The sequence below is a fragment of the uncultured Sphingopyxis sp. genome, assembly GCF_900078365.1.
In the GTDB taxonomy this organism is placed as follows: Bacteria; Pseudomonadota; Alphaproteobacteria; order Sphingomonadales; family Sphingomonadaceae; genus Sphingopyxis.
Genome location: NZ_LT598653.1, coordinates 3,044,948 through 3,062,200, shown reverse-complemented (window position 1 = coordinate 3,062,200; position 17,253 = coordinate 3,044,948). Strand labels below are relative to the sequence as shown.

At 64.7% G+C, this 17,253-nt stretch carries 9 protein-coding genes; all 9 read left to right on the top strand.

Annotated elements, in window-relative coordinates; genetic code table 11:
- Positions 1–184 precede the first annotated feature (184 nt).
- The 9 genes from QZL87_RS14160 (at position 185) to QZL87_RS14120 (ending at position 17,210) form a co-directional block, all read left to right on the top strand.
- Positions 185–1,012: a class I mannose-6-phosphate isomerase gene (locus QZL87_RS14160; RefSeq protein ID WP_295320512.1), complete on the top strand. Its 828-nt coding sequence runs from the start codon at positions 185–187 to the stop codon at positions 1,010–1,012.
- Between the two features lie 53 nt (positions 1,013–1,065).
- Positions 1,066–3,417 (top strand): GH92 family glycosyl hydrolase, encoded by a 2,352-nt coding sequence (locus QZL87_RS14155; protein ID WP_295320509.1) that lies wholly within the window; start codon positions 1,066–1,068, stop codon positions 3,415–3,417.
- 100 nt (positions 3,418–3,517) lie between these two features.
- Positions 3,518–5,467, top strand: a complete 1,950-nt coding sequence (locus tag QZL87_RS14150) for a sugar-binding domain-containing protein (protein WP_295320507.1) — start codon at positions 3,518–3,520, stop codon at positions 5,465–5,467.
- A gap of 289 nt (positions 5,468–5,756) precedes the next feature.
- On the top strand, positions 5,757–8,756 hold the full coding sequence (locus QZL87_RS14145) for a TonB-dependent receptor (protein WP_295320505.1): 3,000 nt from the start codon (positions 5,757–5,759) through the stop codon (positions 8,754–8,756).
- 117 nt (positions 8,757–8,873) lie between these two features.
- Positions 8,874–9,947, top strand: a complete 1,074-nt coding sequence (locus tag QZL87_RS14140) for a glycoside hydrolase family 43 protein (RefSeq protein ID WP_295320502.1) — start codon at positions 8,874–8,876, stop codon at positions 9,945–9,947.
- 17 nt (positions 9,948–9,964) lie between these two features.
- Positions 9,965–12,286, top strand: a complete 2,322-nt coding sequence (locus QZL87_RS14135; protein ID WP_295326931.1) for a GH92 family glycosyl hydrolase — start codon at positions 9,965–9,967, stop codon at positions 12,284–12,286.
- 14 nt (positions 12,287–12,300) lie between these two features.
- Positions 12,301–13,743: a glycoside hydrolase family 125 protein gene (locus QZL87_RS14130; RefSeq protein ID WP_295320500.1), complete on the top strand. Its 1,443-nt coding sequence runs from the start codon at positions 12,301–12,303 to the stop codon at positions 13,741–13,743.
- Positions 13,744–13,757: 14 nt separating this feature from the next.
- The gene (locus tag QZL87_RS14125; protein WP_295320497.1) at positions 13,758–16,088 is read left to right on the top strand and encodes a GH92 family glycosyl hydrolase; all 2,331 of its coding nucleotides are present in this window, start codon (positions 13,758–13,760) and stop codon (positions 16,086–16,088) included.
- Between the two features lie 249 nt (positions 16,089–16,337).
- Complete coding sequence (locus tag QZL87_RS14120; protein ID WP_295326924.1) at positions 16,338–17,210, top strand: ROK family protein; 873 nt, start codon at positions 16,338–16,340, stop codon at positions 17,208–17,210.
- Positions 17,211–17,253: the final 43 nt, after the last annotated feature.

The window sequence follows — 17,253 nt, the reverse complement described above, 5'->3', positions numbered from 1 at the left end:
GCACCGTCCTCTTTCGCCGGGACATGCCATAAACGCGTCCTCGATCAAATAAATTAATTTTCATTATTATCTTGACGCCGACAGCGCGCGCGGGGCAGGCTGCGAAAAATCGGCCGCCGGAATGCCTTCGGGTGGCGGTGCTCCTGACCCGGAATGGCGGGCGGGGCAATGAAGGAGGGGATTGGTGCCAGCGACCTTGCTTGCGACTCACCGGGTGGAAAAGCCGTGGGGACGGCGCGAATTGCGTGCCCCCTTCGGCGACTCGCCGGCGGATGGCGAACCGGTGGGCGAGATATGGTTCCAGGCGCCCGGCGACGCGGCGCCCGACCTGCTGATCAAATATCTGTTCACGAGTGAAAAACTGTCGGTGCAGGTCCACCCCGACGACGCGCAGGCGCATGCCCGCGGTTTGCCGCGCGGCAAGGACGAATGCTGGCTGATCCTCGGCGCCGAGCCCGGTTCGACGATCGCGCTCGGGACGAAGGCACCGGTCGACCGGGAGCAACTGCGCACGTCGGCGCTCGACGGCAGCATCGAGCAATTGCTCGACTGGAAGCCGGTCAAGGCGGGCGATTTCTTCTATGTTCCCTCGGGCACGGTCCATGCGATCGGCGCAGGGCTGACGCTGATCGAGGTGCAGCAGAACAGCGAGACGACCTATCGTCTCTATGATTACGGCCGCCCGCGCGAATTGCACCTCGATGACGGCATCGCGGTCGCCGACCCGCGGCCCTACGCACCCTATCCGTCGCCCGGTCGCATCGCCGCCGACCGCGAAATCCTCGTCGATGGTCCGAAGTTCGTGCTCGAACGGCTCGCGGGCGGTGCGCGGACGATCACGCTTCCCGACGGGATCACCGCGTGGCTGATCCCGGTGACGGGCAATGGGCTCGCCGACGGCGTCGCCTTCGCAGCGGGCGAGTGCCTCGCCCTCACCGGCACGGCACGGATCGCGGCCGATGCGGGCGCCGACCTGCTGCTCGCCTATCCGGGGGAGAGCCGCCTCCCATGACCGCACCGCGCTGACGCGCAATCAACGATAATTTTTCAGGGAAGAGGGTCGCGATGAAAAAGGAAATGGGTTCGAACGGGTTGCAACCTCGGCTGCGAAAGGCGGCGATCGCGCTGGCGTCGTCCGCCGCGCTGCTGGCATTTACGGCCGCGACGGCGCAGTCGCCGGTCGATCTCGCCAACCCGCTCGTCGGCACCGCGCCGCTCGACGATCCGGCGGTGATCGGCAATGCGCCGCCGCCGGGCGAGCCCGTCTATTCGGGGCAGACCTCGCCTGGCGCGCGCCTGCCGCACGGCTCGGTCGAGGCGGCGCCGGTCAACAACAATATCGAGCTTCTCTATCCGAACGGCGTCCCCGTTCCCTATTATTACACCAACCCGACAATGATCGGCTTCACCGGCGGCGGCGGCTCGACCTATGGCGGCGGCGCCGAACCGATCGTCATGCCGGTGGTGGGCGACTGGTCGCCGCCGCCCGCCTACAGCCAGTCATACTATGACAAGTCGCGCGAAAAGGCGTCGCCGGGCTATTATTCGGTCTATCTCGACACCTTCCGCACCCAGGTCGAGCTCACCGCGACGCGCTGGGCGAGCGTGATGCGCTTCACCTTTCCCGCGAGCGAACGGTCGAACGTCATCGTCAATCTGCCGCGCCACGGCGGGACGGTCGAGCTCGTCGGCGACCGCATCGTTCGCGGCATATCGAAGGACGAGCGCAGCGCCGACGGCGCCTTTTTCGTCGCCGAATTCTCGAAACCCTTCGCGGCGCTCGGCACCTTCCGCAAGTCGCCCGGCGACAATATCGGCTGGGGTATCGGCACCAGCGACGTGCAGCCCGGCGCGCGCGACATCGCGGGCAGCTACGCCGGCGGCTATGTGACCTTCCAGACCAAGGCGGGCGAGCAGGTACTGATGAAGATCGCGCACGGCACCAGCTATGAACAGGCAGCCGAGCGGCTCGCCGCCGAAGTGCCGGGCTGGGATTTCGACGGCGTTCACAAGGCGGCGCGCGACACCTGGGCGCAGCTTTTGAACCGCGTCCGCGTGACGGGCGGCACCGACAAGCAGCGGAAGCTCTTCTACTCGACGCTGTTCCAGTCCTTCGCCTCGCCGCGATTGATCGCGCAGAAGGGCGAGAAATTCGCCGACACCAACGGCAAGGTCCAGACCGCGACGCACGACCGTTACGGCCCGGTGCCCTTTTGGGATACGGGGCGCAACCAGATCGTGCTGCTCGAGCTGATGGAGCCCGAGGCGGTCCAGAACATCATGGCCTCCGAACTCGCGATGGCGCGCGAGAAGGGCTATATGAACACCTCGTTCCACGGCGACAATGCGGTGTTCCTGTTCCTCGGCGCGTGGGAGCGCGGGATCGAATTCGATTACGCGGCCGCCTATGAATATCTCCGCAAGAATGCGACCGATCCGAAGGGACCGCGCGGCTATCTCGCCGAATATATGAAGCAGGGATGGATTTCGGACATCGTGCCCGACCATAATCCCAGCCCGCCCTATGCCGGCGGCAAGGCGGGCGCCGACAAGACGCTCGAATATGCGTGGGACGATTATGCGCTCGCGCTCTATGCGAAGAAGCTCGGCAAGGATGCCGATTACCGGATGTTCCTGAAGCGCGCGGGGAACTACGTCCATGTCTTCGACAAATCGATCGGTTTCATGCGTGGGCGCACCGCCGACGGCAAATGGATCGCGCCCTTCGACCCGCAGGAGCCTTATTACAACTTCATGATGAAGGAGGCGTCGGGCTGGTCGACCTTGTGGCTCGTCCCGCACGATGTTCAGGGGCTGATCGGCCTGCTCGGCGGCCGCGCCGCGTTCAATGCCAAGCTCGACGAATTTTTCACCAAACCCTATAATCCGACGGGCATCTGCCGCGACTGCACCGGCGTGATCGGCCAATATGTCCACGGCAACCAGCCAGACCAGCAGGCCCCCTATTATTACAACTGGAGCGGCCAGCCGTGGAAGACGCAGGCGCTCGTCCGCCAGATTCTCGAGAAAACCTACGCCAGCGACGCCGCGGGTTACGGCTATCCGGGGATGGACGATCAGGGCGCGACTTCGTCCTGGTATGCGCTGTCGGCGCTCGGCTTCTATCCGGTCGATCCGTCGAGCCAGGATTATATCATCGGCAGCCCGCTGTTCGACGACGCCAGCCTCGACATGGGCAATGGCAAGACGCTGCGGATCGTCGCGAAGAATAATTCGGACACGAACGTCTACATCCAGTCGGCGACGCTCGACGGCAAGCCGTGGAACAAGCCATGGTTCCGCCACGACGACGTCAAGTACGGCGCGACCTTCGTCTTCATCATGGGTCCCAAACCCAACAAGGCGTGGGGCGCGTCGCCCGATGCCGCTCCGCCTTCGATGTCGCGAAAGCGCTGATCCGACGAGCCCCTCGCCCCCGTGTCCTCCGCAGGGGCGCGAGCCCGGGATCCGCCTTCCCCCTCTGGATCCCGGGCTCCCCTATTCGACAGGAGATACCATGCGCAGCCTTCTGATCACCGCCTCGCTTCTCGCGCTTGCGCCGCTCGCGGCGCAGGCCCAAACCGCTGCACCGCCCGCCGACGATGCGGTCTACACCGGCGAGCTGATGACCCGCTGGGGCCGGGAGGTGACGCCCGAAAACGCATGGCGCCTCTATCCACGCCCGCAAATGGTGCGCGAGCGGTGGCTCAACCTCAACGGCCTATGGGACTATGCGATCGCGCCCAAGGAGGCCGAGCGTCCGGCGGCGATGGACGGCAAGATCCTCGTGCCTTTCCCGGTCGAATCGAAGCTGTCGCGTGTCGCGCGCAGGGTCACTCCCGACGACCGCGTCTGGTATCGCCGCAGCTTCACCGTCCCCGCCGGCTGGCGCGGCGAGAATGTCATGCTCAACTTCGGCGCGGTCGATTATGAGACGGTGGTGCGCGTCAACGGCTCGGTCGTCGGCTCGCACAAGGGCGGCTTCGACGCCTTCGGTTTCGACATCACCCCCTATCTGAAGGAGGGCGCGAACGAGCTCGTCGTCGAGGTCCTCGACCCGACGAGCGCGGGCACCCAGCCGCGCGGCAAGCAGATCCTCGACCCCGCCGGCATCTGGTACACCGCGGTCAGCGGCATCTGGCAGACGGTGTGGCTCGAACCGGTGCCGAAGCTCCATATCGCCGAGGTGCGCGCGACGCCCGACATCGACCGCGGCACCGTCGACGTCGCGGTGGCACTCTCCGGCTGGGCGAACGACACCGATGCGGTGCGGCTGACCGCGAGCGCGGGGGGCAAGCCGGTCGCCTCGACGATCATCCGCGCCAACCGGCGGGCGACGCTTGCGATCCCGAACGCGCATCTCTGGTCGCCCGACGATCCGCATCTCTACGACCTCAAGGCCGAACTGGTGACGATCGCCGACCCCTATGCAGGGGAGGCCGAGCGCGACCGAAAGGCCTATGACTCGCGCTTCACCGACCATGAAAGCCGCGTCTATGCAAAGGCGCAGGTCGAGGGCGCGCCGCGCGACAGCGTCGCCGCCTATTTCGCGATGCGCAAGGTGTCGATCGGACCCGGCCGCGTCGCGGGGCAGCCCGCGATCCTGCTCAACAACAAGCCGCTGTTCCAGCACGGCACGCTCGATCAGGGCTGGTGGCCCGACGGGCTCTACACGCCGCCATCGGAGGAGGCGATGAAGAGCGACATCGTCTTTCTGAAGAAGGCGGGGTTCAACATGCTGAGGAAGCATATCAAGGTCGAACCCGCGCGCTATTATCATGACGCCGACCGGCTCGGCATGCTGATCTGGCAGGACATGCCCTCGGGCGGCGGCGAGGATCAGTATCTCGCCGGGACCAGTCAGTATCAGGCGATCTTCCCCTCCGAAACGCTCGCCGAGCAGCAGAAGCAATTGTCCGAAATGGTCGGCGAACTGCGCGCGTTCCCGTCGATCGTGACCTGGGTGATCAACAATGAAGGGTGGGGCCAATATGATTCGGAAACGCTCGCGCGCTTCGTGAAGGGGCTCGATCCCTCGCGGCTGGTCAACGCCAATTCGGGCTGGCTCGACGTCGCGCCGGGCGCATCCGAAATGCTCGACATCCACACCTATGAGGATGTGCCAAGGACGCCGCCGCTCCAGACGGATCGCGCGATCGTACTCGGCGAATATGGCGGCGTCGGCTTTCCCGTGCCGGGCCATATCTGGAAACCGGGCAAGGGCAATTGGAGCTATCAGGTCGCCAAGGACGAGAAGGAATATCTCGTCCGCTTCCGCCGCAAGATGGAAGGCGTGATCCGCCAGGCGAAGGAGAATGGCCTCAGCGCCTCGGTCTACACCCAGACCACCGACGTCGAGGACGAGATCAACGGGCTCCTGACCTATGACCGCGCGGTGCCCAAGGCGCCGGCGGAGGCGTTGGCGGACATCGCCGCGCCGCTGTGGACGACTCCGGCGCCCGACTGACCGGGCAGCGGTGGAAAGCGGGACAGCCCCGCCATCCCCTGAGCCGGGATGGCGGGCCCGGCGCCGTGCGGCTGTCCATCAATCCCGGAAAATCACGAAAAACCTTGGTTTTTTGTAGTTCGGAAACGATTCGTCGCGTCCCGCCACCAGCCCGAAAAAATTATTTTGACAAATTGTTTTTTATATTCTGATAGAGACTCAACGGATCCGATGATCCGCGGCTCGGTGACCTGAGGGCGCCGGATAACAAGCGGGGGCGAACAGCCCCTCGAACAGGGAGGTCGATGTGATGAAGGCAGGACAAATCCATTCAGCGAAGACGAATCGGCGCGCGGCGCTGGTGCGTGAGCTGATGCTGAGTGCGGGTGCGATGGCCGCCTTGTGCGGTGCGGGGCAGGCGCATGCGCAGACCGCAGCGCCGCCGGCGGACGACGCGGCAGCGGAGGCCCCCGGCGACGCGATCGTCGTCACCGGCTATCGCCAGTCGATCGAACAGAGCCTCGAGCAGAAGCGCGAAGCCAATTCGCTGATCGAAGTCATCACCGCCGAGGACATCGGCAAATTCCCCGACAAGAATGTCGCCGACGCGCTGCAGCGCGTCCCCGGCGTGATCATCACCCGCGACGGCGGCGAGGGCAGCCGCGTCAGCATTCGCGGCCTCCAGTCGGATCTGACGCTCACCCTGCTCAACGGCAATTTCATCGCGGGCGCCGACAGCGGCGATCCGTCGCGCTCGTTCAACTATGTGCTGCTGCCGTCGAACTTCATCGCCAGCACCGAAGTCTATAAATCGTCCGAAGCGCGGCTCGAGGAAGGCGGCGTCGGCGGCACGGTGATCCTCAACACCCGCCGTCCGTTCGACCTCCCGGCCTGGTCGGGTTTCGTTTCGGCCGAAGGCACCTATTCGGACACGACCAAGAAATTCGACCCCCAGATCGCCGGCCAGATTTCGTGGAAGGACCCCGAAGAGCGGCTCGGTTTCCTCGTCGGCGCGACCTATCAGGAACGCTCGAACCGCGAACTGCGCGGCTCGACCGAGACCTGGCGCTGGTGGAGCGACCGCGATGCGGACAACAACGTCCTCACACCCGCGACCGACGTCAACGGCAATCCGTTCGAGAATGACGACGCGATTTCCTATTGGCCGGGCGAGGGCGTGACCGCGCAGGACGGCACGCATTATTCGGGCCATTGGGCGCCGCAGTCGGTCAATGCCGAAATCTTCTCGCAGCACCGCAAGCGCCTCGGCATCCAGGCGACCGCGCAGATGCGGCCGATCGAAAACCTGACCGTCACCGCCAATTATTTCCGCTTCGACTATAGCAGCAACTGGCAGAGCAATGTGCTGAAGATCCCCGAATGGGGCTATGGCAATTTCTTCACCGGTCCGACCTTCGACGAGAGCGGCACCATCTTCCAGTCGGCCAATTTTCAGGTGCCCGCCGCGGGAACCGGATGTCTTGATCCGCAGCCGGGCACGCCGCCCTGCACGATGGAAACGCCGCAGATCGCGGGTTCCTACAGCCGCGAAAAACAGGTTTCGAACACCTTCGAAACCGAAGTCGTCTGGAACACCGACAATTTCGACGCGGTGGTGAAGTTCGGCAAGACGCGCGCGACCGGCGGCCCGTCGATGCGCTTCGGCGTCGCCGCGAAGCCGCGCCTCACCGTGACCGGCGAAGAGCAGAACGGCAATTTCCTCAGCATGTGGGATTTCACCGGCGGCAATCTCAACATGGAATTCTCGCCCGAACTGCAGGAGAATATCAAGAACGGCATTGCCCAGATCGACGTCGGCTCGACCGGATCGGGCTTCACCAACAGCGCGATCACGCAGCGTTATGCCCAGCTCGACCTCGTCCGCCGTTTCGACAGCTTTTTGAGCGCCTTCCGCGTCGGCGGCAAATGGCGCGAGATGAGCATTCACCGCGAAACCGGCCGCAACGAATGGTATGCCGATCCGGCGACCAAGCGGCGCTATCAGGACACGCCCGAAGGCGCCGTCGCGCGGCCCGAATATTTCTATGACAATCCGATCGGCAACATCGCCGGCGGGTTCGACGCGAACCTGTTCCCGGGGATCAATTTCGAAAATTATCTCGACTATATCAATTCGACCTATGGCCCGTCGGTGCGCGTGCCCGAGCCGAACAACACCTATGACCTCAAGGAAAAGGTGTTCGCCGGCTATGTGCAGGCCGATTTCGAAAGCGGCCCGCTGCGCGGCAATATCGGCCTGCGCGTCGCGCACACCAAACAGTCGGGCGTGACCTCCGACCGCCTGCAATATCTCAACGATTATTGCGTCGACGGTCCGGGCGGCCCGTTCGATCCCGACGTGCCGCTCGGCCCCGACGGCAATTGCCAGGTGCGGCCGCTCGACGAGCGCGAGGAGATCGTCAACACGCGCATCGACCAGTCGAAGAGCTACACCGACTGGCTGCCCAGCCTGAACATCGTCTATGAGGTCGTGCCCGACGTCGTCGTTCGCGGCGCGGTCGCCAAGGTGATCTCGCGTCCGTCGTTCAACGATCTGGGGTCGCAGCGTTCGCTGACCTATCGCTCGGCGGCCTATGCCTTCGACCGCGGCCAGTTCGGCGAATTCGAAGGCTGGTCGGGCAGCGGCGGCAACGCCGATCTCCAGCCCTTCTCGGCATGGCAGTACGACCTTGGCGTCGAATGGTATTTCGACCGCGGCTCGGTGCTCGGCGTCGGCCTGTTCCGCAAGGACGTGTCCGACTTCGTCGTCCCGCTCGTGCTCGACGTGACGCGCGAAGTGAATGGCGAACAGGTGTTGATCCAGCCCTATTCGACCGTCGCCAACGGCTCGAACGCCCGGTCGCAGGGCGTCGAAGTCTATGCTCAGCATACGCTCGACTTCGGCCTCGGCGCGCAGGTGAACTTCACCTATAACGACACGTCGGTCGCCGACATCACGCTCGACGGCGAGACGGTGGGCAAGTCGGCGCTCGTCGGCAGCGCGAAGACGCAGGTCAACGCCTCGGTCTTCTATGAAACCGACAAGTTCCTCGTCCGCGCCTCCTACAACCGCCGCGGCGAAGTCGTCGGCGGGCTCGCGTCGGGGCTCAACGTCTACACCGACCCCTATGAACAGGTCGACATCAACGCCTCGTACGAGCTGATGGACGGGCTGATGCTCACCGCCTCGGTCATCAACCTGACCAAGTCGGAAGAGCGCCAGCACCTCGGCAACGACACCAAGGCGCGCTTCGTCCGCAGCAATTATTTCGGCCGCCGCGCTTATGTGGGCGTTTCGTACAAGTTCTGATGGGGCGCATAGCCCAGCTCTCCCCCTCGGGTGGCTCCGCGAGGAGCCACCCGCCTCTTTCCGGGCGAGCGGGAAAATGCTTCGGTGTTTCTAACGGATGACAGGGAGGGACGCGAAGTGCGTGTCGGGTTGAAATCGCTGCTGCTGGGCATGGCGCTGATGACGGGCGGCCCGGCTGCGGCCGAGAATCCGATCGTCCCCGGCTGGTATGCCGACCCCGAGATCCGCGTCTTCGGCGATCGTTACTGGATCTATCCGACCTATTCGGATCATGGCGAGACGCCCGACGTCTCGAAACATTTCAGCGAACAGCAGAAAAAGCTGCGCGAACAGAAGACGGTCCGGCCATCCTATCATTTCCAGACCTTCTTCAACGTCTTTTCATCGCCCGACCTCGTCCATTGGACGAAGCATGACCATGCGCTCGACGTCGAGAATGTGGCGTGGGCCGCCTACGCCGTGTGGGCGCCGTCGGCGATCGAGAAGGACGGCAAATATTATCTCTTCTTCGGCGCGAACGACATCCAGTCGGACGACCAGCTCGGCGGCATCGGCGTCGCGGTCAGCAACAATCCCGCGGGGCCGTTCAAGGATGCGATCGGCAAGCCGCTGATCGGCGCCTTCCACAATGGCGCGCAGCCGATCGACCAGTTCGTCTTTCGCGACGACGACGGGCAGCATTATCTCTATTATGGCGGCTGGAAGCATTGCAACGTCGTCCGGCTGGGCGACGACCTGACCTCGATTGAGCCCTTTGCCGACGGCACGACCTTCAAGGAAATCACGCCCCCCGGCTATGTCGAGGGCTCGTTCATGGTGAAACGGAAGGGCGTCTATTATCTGATGTGGTCGGAGGGCGGCTGGACCGGCCCCGACTATTCGGTCGCCTATGCGATGGGGCCGTCGCCGACCGGACCGTTCAAGCCGATGGGCAAGATTCTCAGCCAGGACTTCAGGATCGCGCGCGGTGCGGGGCATCATTCGGTGGTCAATGTGCCCGGCACCGACGACTGGTATATCGCCTATCACCGGCGTCCGCTGGACGAGGACGCCGGCGAGCGCCGTCAGCTCGCGATCGACCGCATGATCTTCAACGCCGACGGCACGATCGCGCCGGTGAAAATGACGAACGAGGGCGTCGCAGCGCGCCCGCTGCCGGCCCGAACGGCGAACAGGGGAGAGACGAAGTGAAGACGATCCGCAAGACGATGCTGGCCGCCACCGCGAGCGCGCTGCTGCTCACCAGCGTCGGCACCCGCGCGGCGCTCGCCCAATCGGCCGCGAACCAGACCGCGCTCGTCGATTACGTCAACCCGCTGATGGGCACCGATTCGAGCTATCGCCTGTCCTACGGCAACACCTATCCCGCGGTCGCGGTGCCCTTCGGTATGAACAGCTGGACCCCCGTGACCGGCGAGCCCAGCAGCGGCTGGGGCTATACCTATGACGGCGAAAAGATCAGCGGCATCAAGCAGACGCACCAGCCGAGCCCGTGGATGAACGACTATGCCGCCTTCGCGCTGATGGCGGAAACCGGCCCGGTGAAGGTCAAGCAGCAGGAACGCGGCAGCTGGTTCAGCCACAAGGCCGAGGTCGCGCGCCCCTATTCGTACAAGGTCTATCTCGCCGACTATGACGTGACCGCAGAGGTCGCCCCGACCGAACGTGCGGCGCAATTCCGCTTCACCTTCCCCGAAAGCGACGATGCGCATATCCTGCTCGACGGGCTCGCAGGCGGCTCGATGGTCAAGGTCGACGTCAAGAACCGCCGCATCACCGGCTATGTCCGCAACAATCACGGCGGCGTGCCCGACAATTTCCACAATTATTTCGTCGCCGAATTCGACCGCGACTTCGCGCTTGCACGCACCTGGGCGGGCGAAAATGCCCCGACGAACGAACTCGCCCGCGAAGCCGACCATGTCGGCGCGGTGCTCAGCTTCAAGACGAAGAAGGGCGACAAGGTCCACGTCCGCGTCGCCTCCTCCTTCATCAGCCCCGAACAGGCGCTCCGCAACCTGCGCACCGAAATCGGCAACGACAGCTTCGACGCGACAAAGGCGAAGGCGAAGGCGGCGTGGGAGAAGGAACTGTCGCGCATCCGCGTAACCGATCCCGACGCCGAAAAGATCCGCACCTTCTATTCGGCGCTCTACCGGATGCTGCAATTCCCGCGCACCTTCTACGAAAAGGACGCGAACGGGAAGATCGTCCACTACAGCCCGTATGACGGCAAGGTGCACGACGGCTACATGTTCACCGACAACGGTTTCTGGGACACGTGGCGCGCGGTCTTCCCCTTCTTCGCGCTGATGTATCCCGAACGCGACAGCCAGTTCATGCAGGGGCTGGTCAACACCTACAAGCAGGGCGGCTGGCTGCCCGAATGGGCGAGCCCCGGCTATCGCAACGTGATGATCGGGTCGAACTCGGCGAATTTGATCGCCGACGCCTATTTTAACGGCGTGCGCGGTTTCGACGTCGAGACGCTTTACGAAGCGATGATCAAGAATGCGACGACGAGCGAGGGGCGCCCGAAGGACAAGGCGGGCAAGGTCATCGCCGCGGTCGGCCGCGAAGGCGCCGAATATTACAACCGCTTGGGCTATGTTCCCTATGATGTCGGCATCAACGAAAATGCCGCGCGCACGCTCGAATATGCGACCGCCGATTTCTCGATCGCGCAGCTCGCGAAGCTGCTCGGCAAGGATGCCGATGCGAAGAAATATACCGAACGCGCGCTCAACTATCGCAAGCTCTACGACAAGGAGAGCGGCTGGATCCGCGGCCGCAACCAGGACGGATCGTGGTCGACCCCCTTCAATCCCTACAAGTGGGGCGACGCCTTCACCGAAGGGAACGCACTTCACTATAGCTGGGCCGTGATGCAGGACGTTCACGGACTCATGGAGCTGATGGGCGGACGCGAGAAATTCGTCGAACGGCTCGACGCGATCTTCACCACCCCGCCGATCTTCGACGAAAGCTATTACGGACAGGTGATCCACGAGATTCGCGAGATGCAGATCGTCGACATGGGGCAGTACGCCCATGGCAACCAGCCGATCCAGCACATGCCCTATCTCTACAACTGGGCGGGTGCGCCGTGGAAGACGCAGCATCATGTGCGCGACATCATGGCGAAGCTCTATTCGTCGGCGCCCGACGGCTATCCGGGCGACGAGGATAATGGTCAGACCTCGGCCTGGTATGTCTTCTCGGCCCTGGGCTTCTATCCGGTCGCCTCGGCGACGGGCGAATATGCGATCGGCAGCCCGCTGTTCCAGCAGGCGGAGCTGACGCTGCCCAATGGCAAGACGCTGACGATCAACGCGAAGAACAACAGCGACGCGAACGTCTATCTCCAGTCGGTGGCGCTCGGCGGGAAGCCGCATGCGAAGACCTATTTCACTCACCGCGCGCTGTCGCAGGGCGGCACGGTCGACTTCGTGATGGGTGCGCAGCCCAACAAGCAATGGGGCAGTGCCCCCGCCGATGCGCCCTTCTCGATCAGTGCGCCGTCCAAATGATTTCGGAGATGAACATGACCCCCAATCGCCGCGAGATCATGGCCGGCGCTGGCGTATTGGCGCTCGCCGCCGCGATGCCCGCCGCCGCGCGCGCCGCAGCCGCCGGCAGCTTCGCCAGCAAGCGTCCCGCGCCCGGCGAGCGCGCCTTCACCAGCCCGGCGATCGAGGCCGAGATTTCGCGCGTGAAGGCGAAGATCGCCGACCCCGAACTCGCCTGGCTGTTCGAAAATTGCTATCCGAACACGCTCGACACGACGGTGCAGACGGGCACGCTCGACGGCCGCCCCGACACCTTCGTCATCACCGGCGATATCGAGGCGATGTGGCTGCGCGACAGCTCGGCGCAGGTGCAGCCCTATATCCATCTCGTCGCCAAGGACGCGAAGCTCAAGCGGCTGTTCCAAGGGCTGATCCAGCGGCAGGCGCGCTGTATCCTGATCGACCCCTATGCCAATGCCTTCGACAAGGATCCGACCGCGCCGTCGAAGCTCGAATGGTCGCAGACCGACAAGACCGAGATGAAGCCCGGCGTCGCAGAGCGCAAATGGGAAATCGACTCGCTCTGCTACGCGATGCGCCTGTCCCACGAATATTGGACGCGCACGAAGGACAAGGCGCCGTTCGACGACACTTGGTCGCGCGCGATGAAGCTCGCGGTGGCGACCTTCCGCGAACAGCAGCGCAAGGACGGCCCTGGACCGTATAAATTCCAGCGCCCCGCGCTCCAGCCCTCGGACAGTCTGATGCTCGGCGGCTATGGCCGGCCGACGAAGAAAATCGGGCTGATCCACTCGATGTTCCGCCCGTCGGACGATGCGTGCCTCTATCCCTTCCTGATCCCGTCGAACCTGTTCGCGGTTTCGGTGCTGCGCAAGATCGCCGCCGTCCACCGCGAAGCGCGCGGCGACAATGCGGCGGCGACCGACGCCGAGACGCTCGCCGCCGAAGTCGAAGCGGCGCTGAAAGCGCATGCGCTGATCGACGACGGCAAGGGCGGTCAGGTCTGGGCCTATGAGATCGACGGCTTCGGCAACTATGTCTTCATGGACGACGCCAATGTGCCGAGCCTGTCGGGCTTGCCGCTGATCGACGTCGTCGACAAGAAGGACCCGCTTTTCCGTCGCACCGCCGAACTCGCCTGGTCCGAACGCAACCCCTATTTCTTCAAGGGCACGGCGGCGGAGGGCATCGGCGGGCCCCACATCGGCCTCGACATGATCTGGCCGATGTCGATCATCACCCGCGCGATGAACGCCGACGACGATGCGACGATCCTCCAGTGCTTGCGCTGGCTCAAGGCGACGCACGGCGGCACCGGCTTCATGCACGAAAGCTTCCACAAGGATGATCCCAAGAATTTCACGCGCAGTTGGTTCGCCTGGGCGAACGCGCTGTTCGGCCAACTGATCGTCGAGGTCGCCGACAAGCGCCCCGCGCTGCTGGCGCGGCCGCTGTGAGCGGGGAGGGAACGATGATCACCGCCAGCCGCCGCCAGCTTCTCGCGAACACGGGGCTCCTCGCGCTCGGCGGCGCGATCCCCGCCGGCTGTTCGCGCGTCGCGGGCGAGGCGCTCGCTGTCGGCAAGCCCAACCTCTTCATCGGGACCGGCGGGCACGGGCACACCTTCCCCGGCGCATCGCTGCCGTTCGGGATGGCGCAGCTCAGCCCCGATACGAACACGCATGGCTGGGATGCCTGCTCGGGCTATCACCAGAAAGACGGCTCGATCATGGGGTTCAGCCACACGCACCTGTCGGGCACCGGCATCGGCGACATGCTCGACGTCCTCGTCGTGCCGACGCGGCGCGAACTGAAGCTCGAACCCGGGACGATCGAAAAGCCTGGTGAGGGCTTTCGCCAGCGTTATTCGGACGAACATGCCGAGCCCGGCTATTACCGCGTGAAGCTGGAGACCGGCGTGCTCGCCGAACTCACCGTCACCGAACGCTGCGGGCTGCACCGCTATCGCTTCGGCCAGGGGCCGGGCCATATCCTGATCGATTTCGCGCATGCGATCGAGGATGATTGGGACAAGGGCATCGTCGTCGAAAACGCCTCGCTCGATCTGGGCGAGGATGGCATGCTCACCGGCAGCCGGCAGGTCAATCGCTGGGCCAAGGGCCGCCACATCCATTTCGCGATGCGGATGTCGCGGAGGCCCGACCGCGTCCAGTTCTTCGGCGAGGACGGCAAGCCCGCCCCTGACGGGGCGAAGTCGATCAAGGGCAACAAGCTCAAGGTCGCCTTCTTCTTCGACGATGCCGGCGGCCCGCCGATCATGATCAAGACCGGCCTCTCGGCGGTCGACGTCAAGGGCGCGCGCGATGCGTTGGAACAGGAGGCGCCCGCCTGGGATTTCGATGGCGCGGTGAAGGCGGCGCGCGCGACATGGACGAAGGCGCTCGGCGGCGTCCGCGTGTCGGGCGGCACCGAGGCGCAGCGCGTCATCATGGCGAGCGCGCTCTATCATGCGCAGCTCGCGCCGACGCTCTTCACCGACCGCGACGGCCGCTATGTCGGGCTCGACCGGCAGGTGCATCAGGCTGCGAAGGGCGAGGAGGCGTTCAGCACCTATTCGCTGTGGGACACCTATCGCGCGCTCCATCCGCTCTTGACGCTGATCGACCCCGAGCGCGCCGGGCTCCTGACCCGCGACATCTGCCGTCAGACGGCGCAGAGCCCTGCGGGCCCGCTCGTCTGGCCGCTGCAGGGGGTCGAGACCGCGTGCATGATCGGCTGGCACGGCGTGTCGGTGCTCGCCGAGGCGCATGCCAAGGGGATCGAGGCCGACTATGCCGCCGCCTGGCCCAATATCCGCCGCCGCGCTTTCGACCGCGATTACAAGGATATCGACAGTACCTTGGGGCGCGGCTTCTATTACGATCTCGGCTACATCCCGTGCGACGAGGTGTGGGAATCGGTCAGCCGGACGCAGGAATATGCCTATGACGACTGGGCGATGGCGCGTCTCGCCGACGCGGTCGGTGCCAAGGAAGACGCGGCGGCCTTGCGCAAGCGCGCGCAGAATTACCGCGGCGTCATCGACCCCGAAACCCGCTTCGCGCGCCCGCGCTTCAAGGACGGAAGCTGGTGGCAGGATTATGATCCGGTCCAGATCGGCCACAATGTCAAGAAATGGCGCGATTATACCGAGGCGAACGGCTGGCAGGCGACCTTCCTCAACCAGCATGACATCTATGGCCTGATCGATCATTTCGGCGGCGACGCGGCGTTCGAGAAACAGCTCGACGCGCTGTTCAACGCGCCCTCGACCCTGCCCGACAATGCGCCGCCCGACATTTCGGGGCTCGTCGGCCAATATGCGCACGGCAACGAGCCGAACCACCATGTCGCCTATATGTACGCCTATTGCGGCGCGCCCGCGAAGGCGCAGGCGATGGTGCGCCGCCTGCTCGCCGAAATGTACAAGAACGACCCCGACGGCGTGATCGGCAACGACGATTGCGGCCAGATGAGCGCGTGGTTCATCCTCTCGGCACTCGGCTTCTACCCCGTCGATCCGGTGAGCGCGGTCTATGTCTTCGGCTCGCCCCTGTTCGACGTCGCCGAGGTCACGGTAGGCGCGGGCAAGACGCTGACCGTCCGCGCCGAGGGCAATGGCCCCGATCGCCCCTATGTGCAGTCGGTCACTTGGAACGACAAGCCGTGGAGCAAGAACTGGATCGCGCATTCCGACCTGATCGGCGGCGGCGAACTCGTCTTCGAAATGGGCGCCAAGCCCTCGGCGTTCGGGACCGCGAAAGCCGACCGCCCGCCGTCCTTCGGCTCCACTCCGGCGTGATTCAGACAAAGACAATTGGTAGTAAAAAGAAAATGATAAGAACGGAATGTCTCGTGAAATCTCTCCAGATCCCGCCACGTTCGGCCTTGCGCTGCAGCCCGGCGCCCGCCACAAGCCTGAGCGATCGGGCGAAGGGGTGGCGCTGATGGATGGTCCCGTAACAGACCACGGCGAAGCGCGCCTGTTCGCCGGCGTCGAAGCGGGCCAGGAAAAGGTCTACCAGGCCGCCGTGGCCGACCTTTTCCTGGCCTGTTCGCCGGCGTCGAACTGGGCGGCACCAAATGTATCTGCACGCTCGCCGCGGGTCCGGGCGACATCCGCGACCAGCGCACGATCGCGACGACCGTGCCTTCGGAAACGCTGCCCGCGATCATGGCCGTGCTCGATGGCTGGGCACGCTCGCCCGGTTTCTGCGGTATCGGCGTCGCGTCCTTCGGTCCGATCCGGGTCGATCCCGCCAAGGCCGATTATGGCCGGGTCGGCGCGACGAACAAGCCCGATTGGGAAGGCGCCGACCTGCTCGGCCCGCTGCGCGACGCCTTTCCCGTCCCGATCGGGTTCGACACCGACGTCAACGGCGCGGCGCTGGCGGAGATCCGCTGGGGCAGCGGGCGCGGCCTCGACGACTTCGCCTATGTCACCGTCGGAACCGGCGTCGGCGTCGGACTGGTCGTCCATGGCAAGCCGACGCGCGGCTTCAGCCACAGCGAGATCGGCCATATCCTCGTGCCGCGCCTTGCCGGCGACGATATGGTCAGCGTCTGCCGCTTCCACGACGATTGCGTCGAGGGACTCGCCTCGGGCACCGCGCTGAAGGCGCGGCTGGACGGCCGAGTGCTGGCGGACGTGGCGCCCGACGATCCCGTCTGGGACCCGATCGTGCATATATTGGCATCGATGGTCCACTCGCTCGCCTGCACGACCGGGCCGATGCGCGTCGCGATGGGCGGCGGCGTGCTCGCGGGCCAGCCGCAGCTGCTTCCGCGGATCAACGCGCGGCTCGAGGCGAGCCTCGCGGGCTATATGCAGATTCCGGGGGACGGCCGCTATGTCGTGGCCCCCGAACTCGGGACAATGGCGGGACCGCTCGGCGCCATCGCGCTCGCGATGGATGCGGCCTAGGTCGCGGCATGAGTGATGCAGGCGGCTTGGCGTTGGACAGGGC

Bases quoted from the DNA above. Each gene is read 5' to 3' on its own strand.
- QZL87_RS14155 (WP_295320509.1), top strand. From the start codon at position 1,066: ATGAAAAAGGAAATGGGTTCGAACGGGTTGCAACCTCGGCTGCGAAAG.
- QZL87_RS14150 (WP_295320507.1), top strand. From the start codon at position 3,518: ATGCGCAGCCTTCTGATCACCGCCTCGCTTCTCGCGCTTGCGCCGCTC.
- QZL87_RS14145 (WP_295320505.1), top strand. From the start codon at position 5,757: ATGAAGGCAGGACAAATCCATTCAGCGAAGACGAATCGGCGCGCGGCG.
- QZL87_RS14135 (WP_295326931.1), top strand. From the start codon at position 9,965: ATGCTGGCCGCCACCGCGAGCGCGCTGCTGCTCACCAGCGTCGGCACC.
- QZL87_RS14130 (WP_295320500.1), top strand. From the start codon at position 12,301: ATGACCCCCAATCGCCGCGAGATCATGGCCGGCGCTGGCGTATTGGCG.
- QZL87_RS14125 (WP_295320497.1), top strand. From the start codon at position 13,758: ATGATCACCGCCAGCCGCCGCCAGCTTCTCGCGAACACGGGGCTCCTC.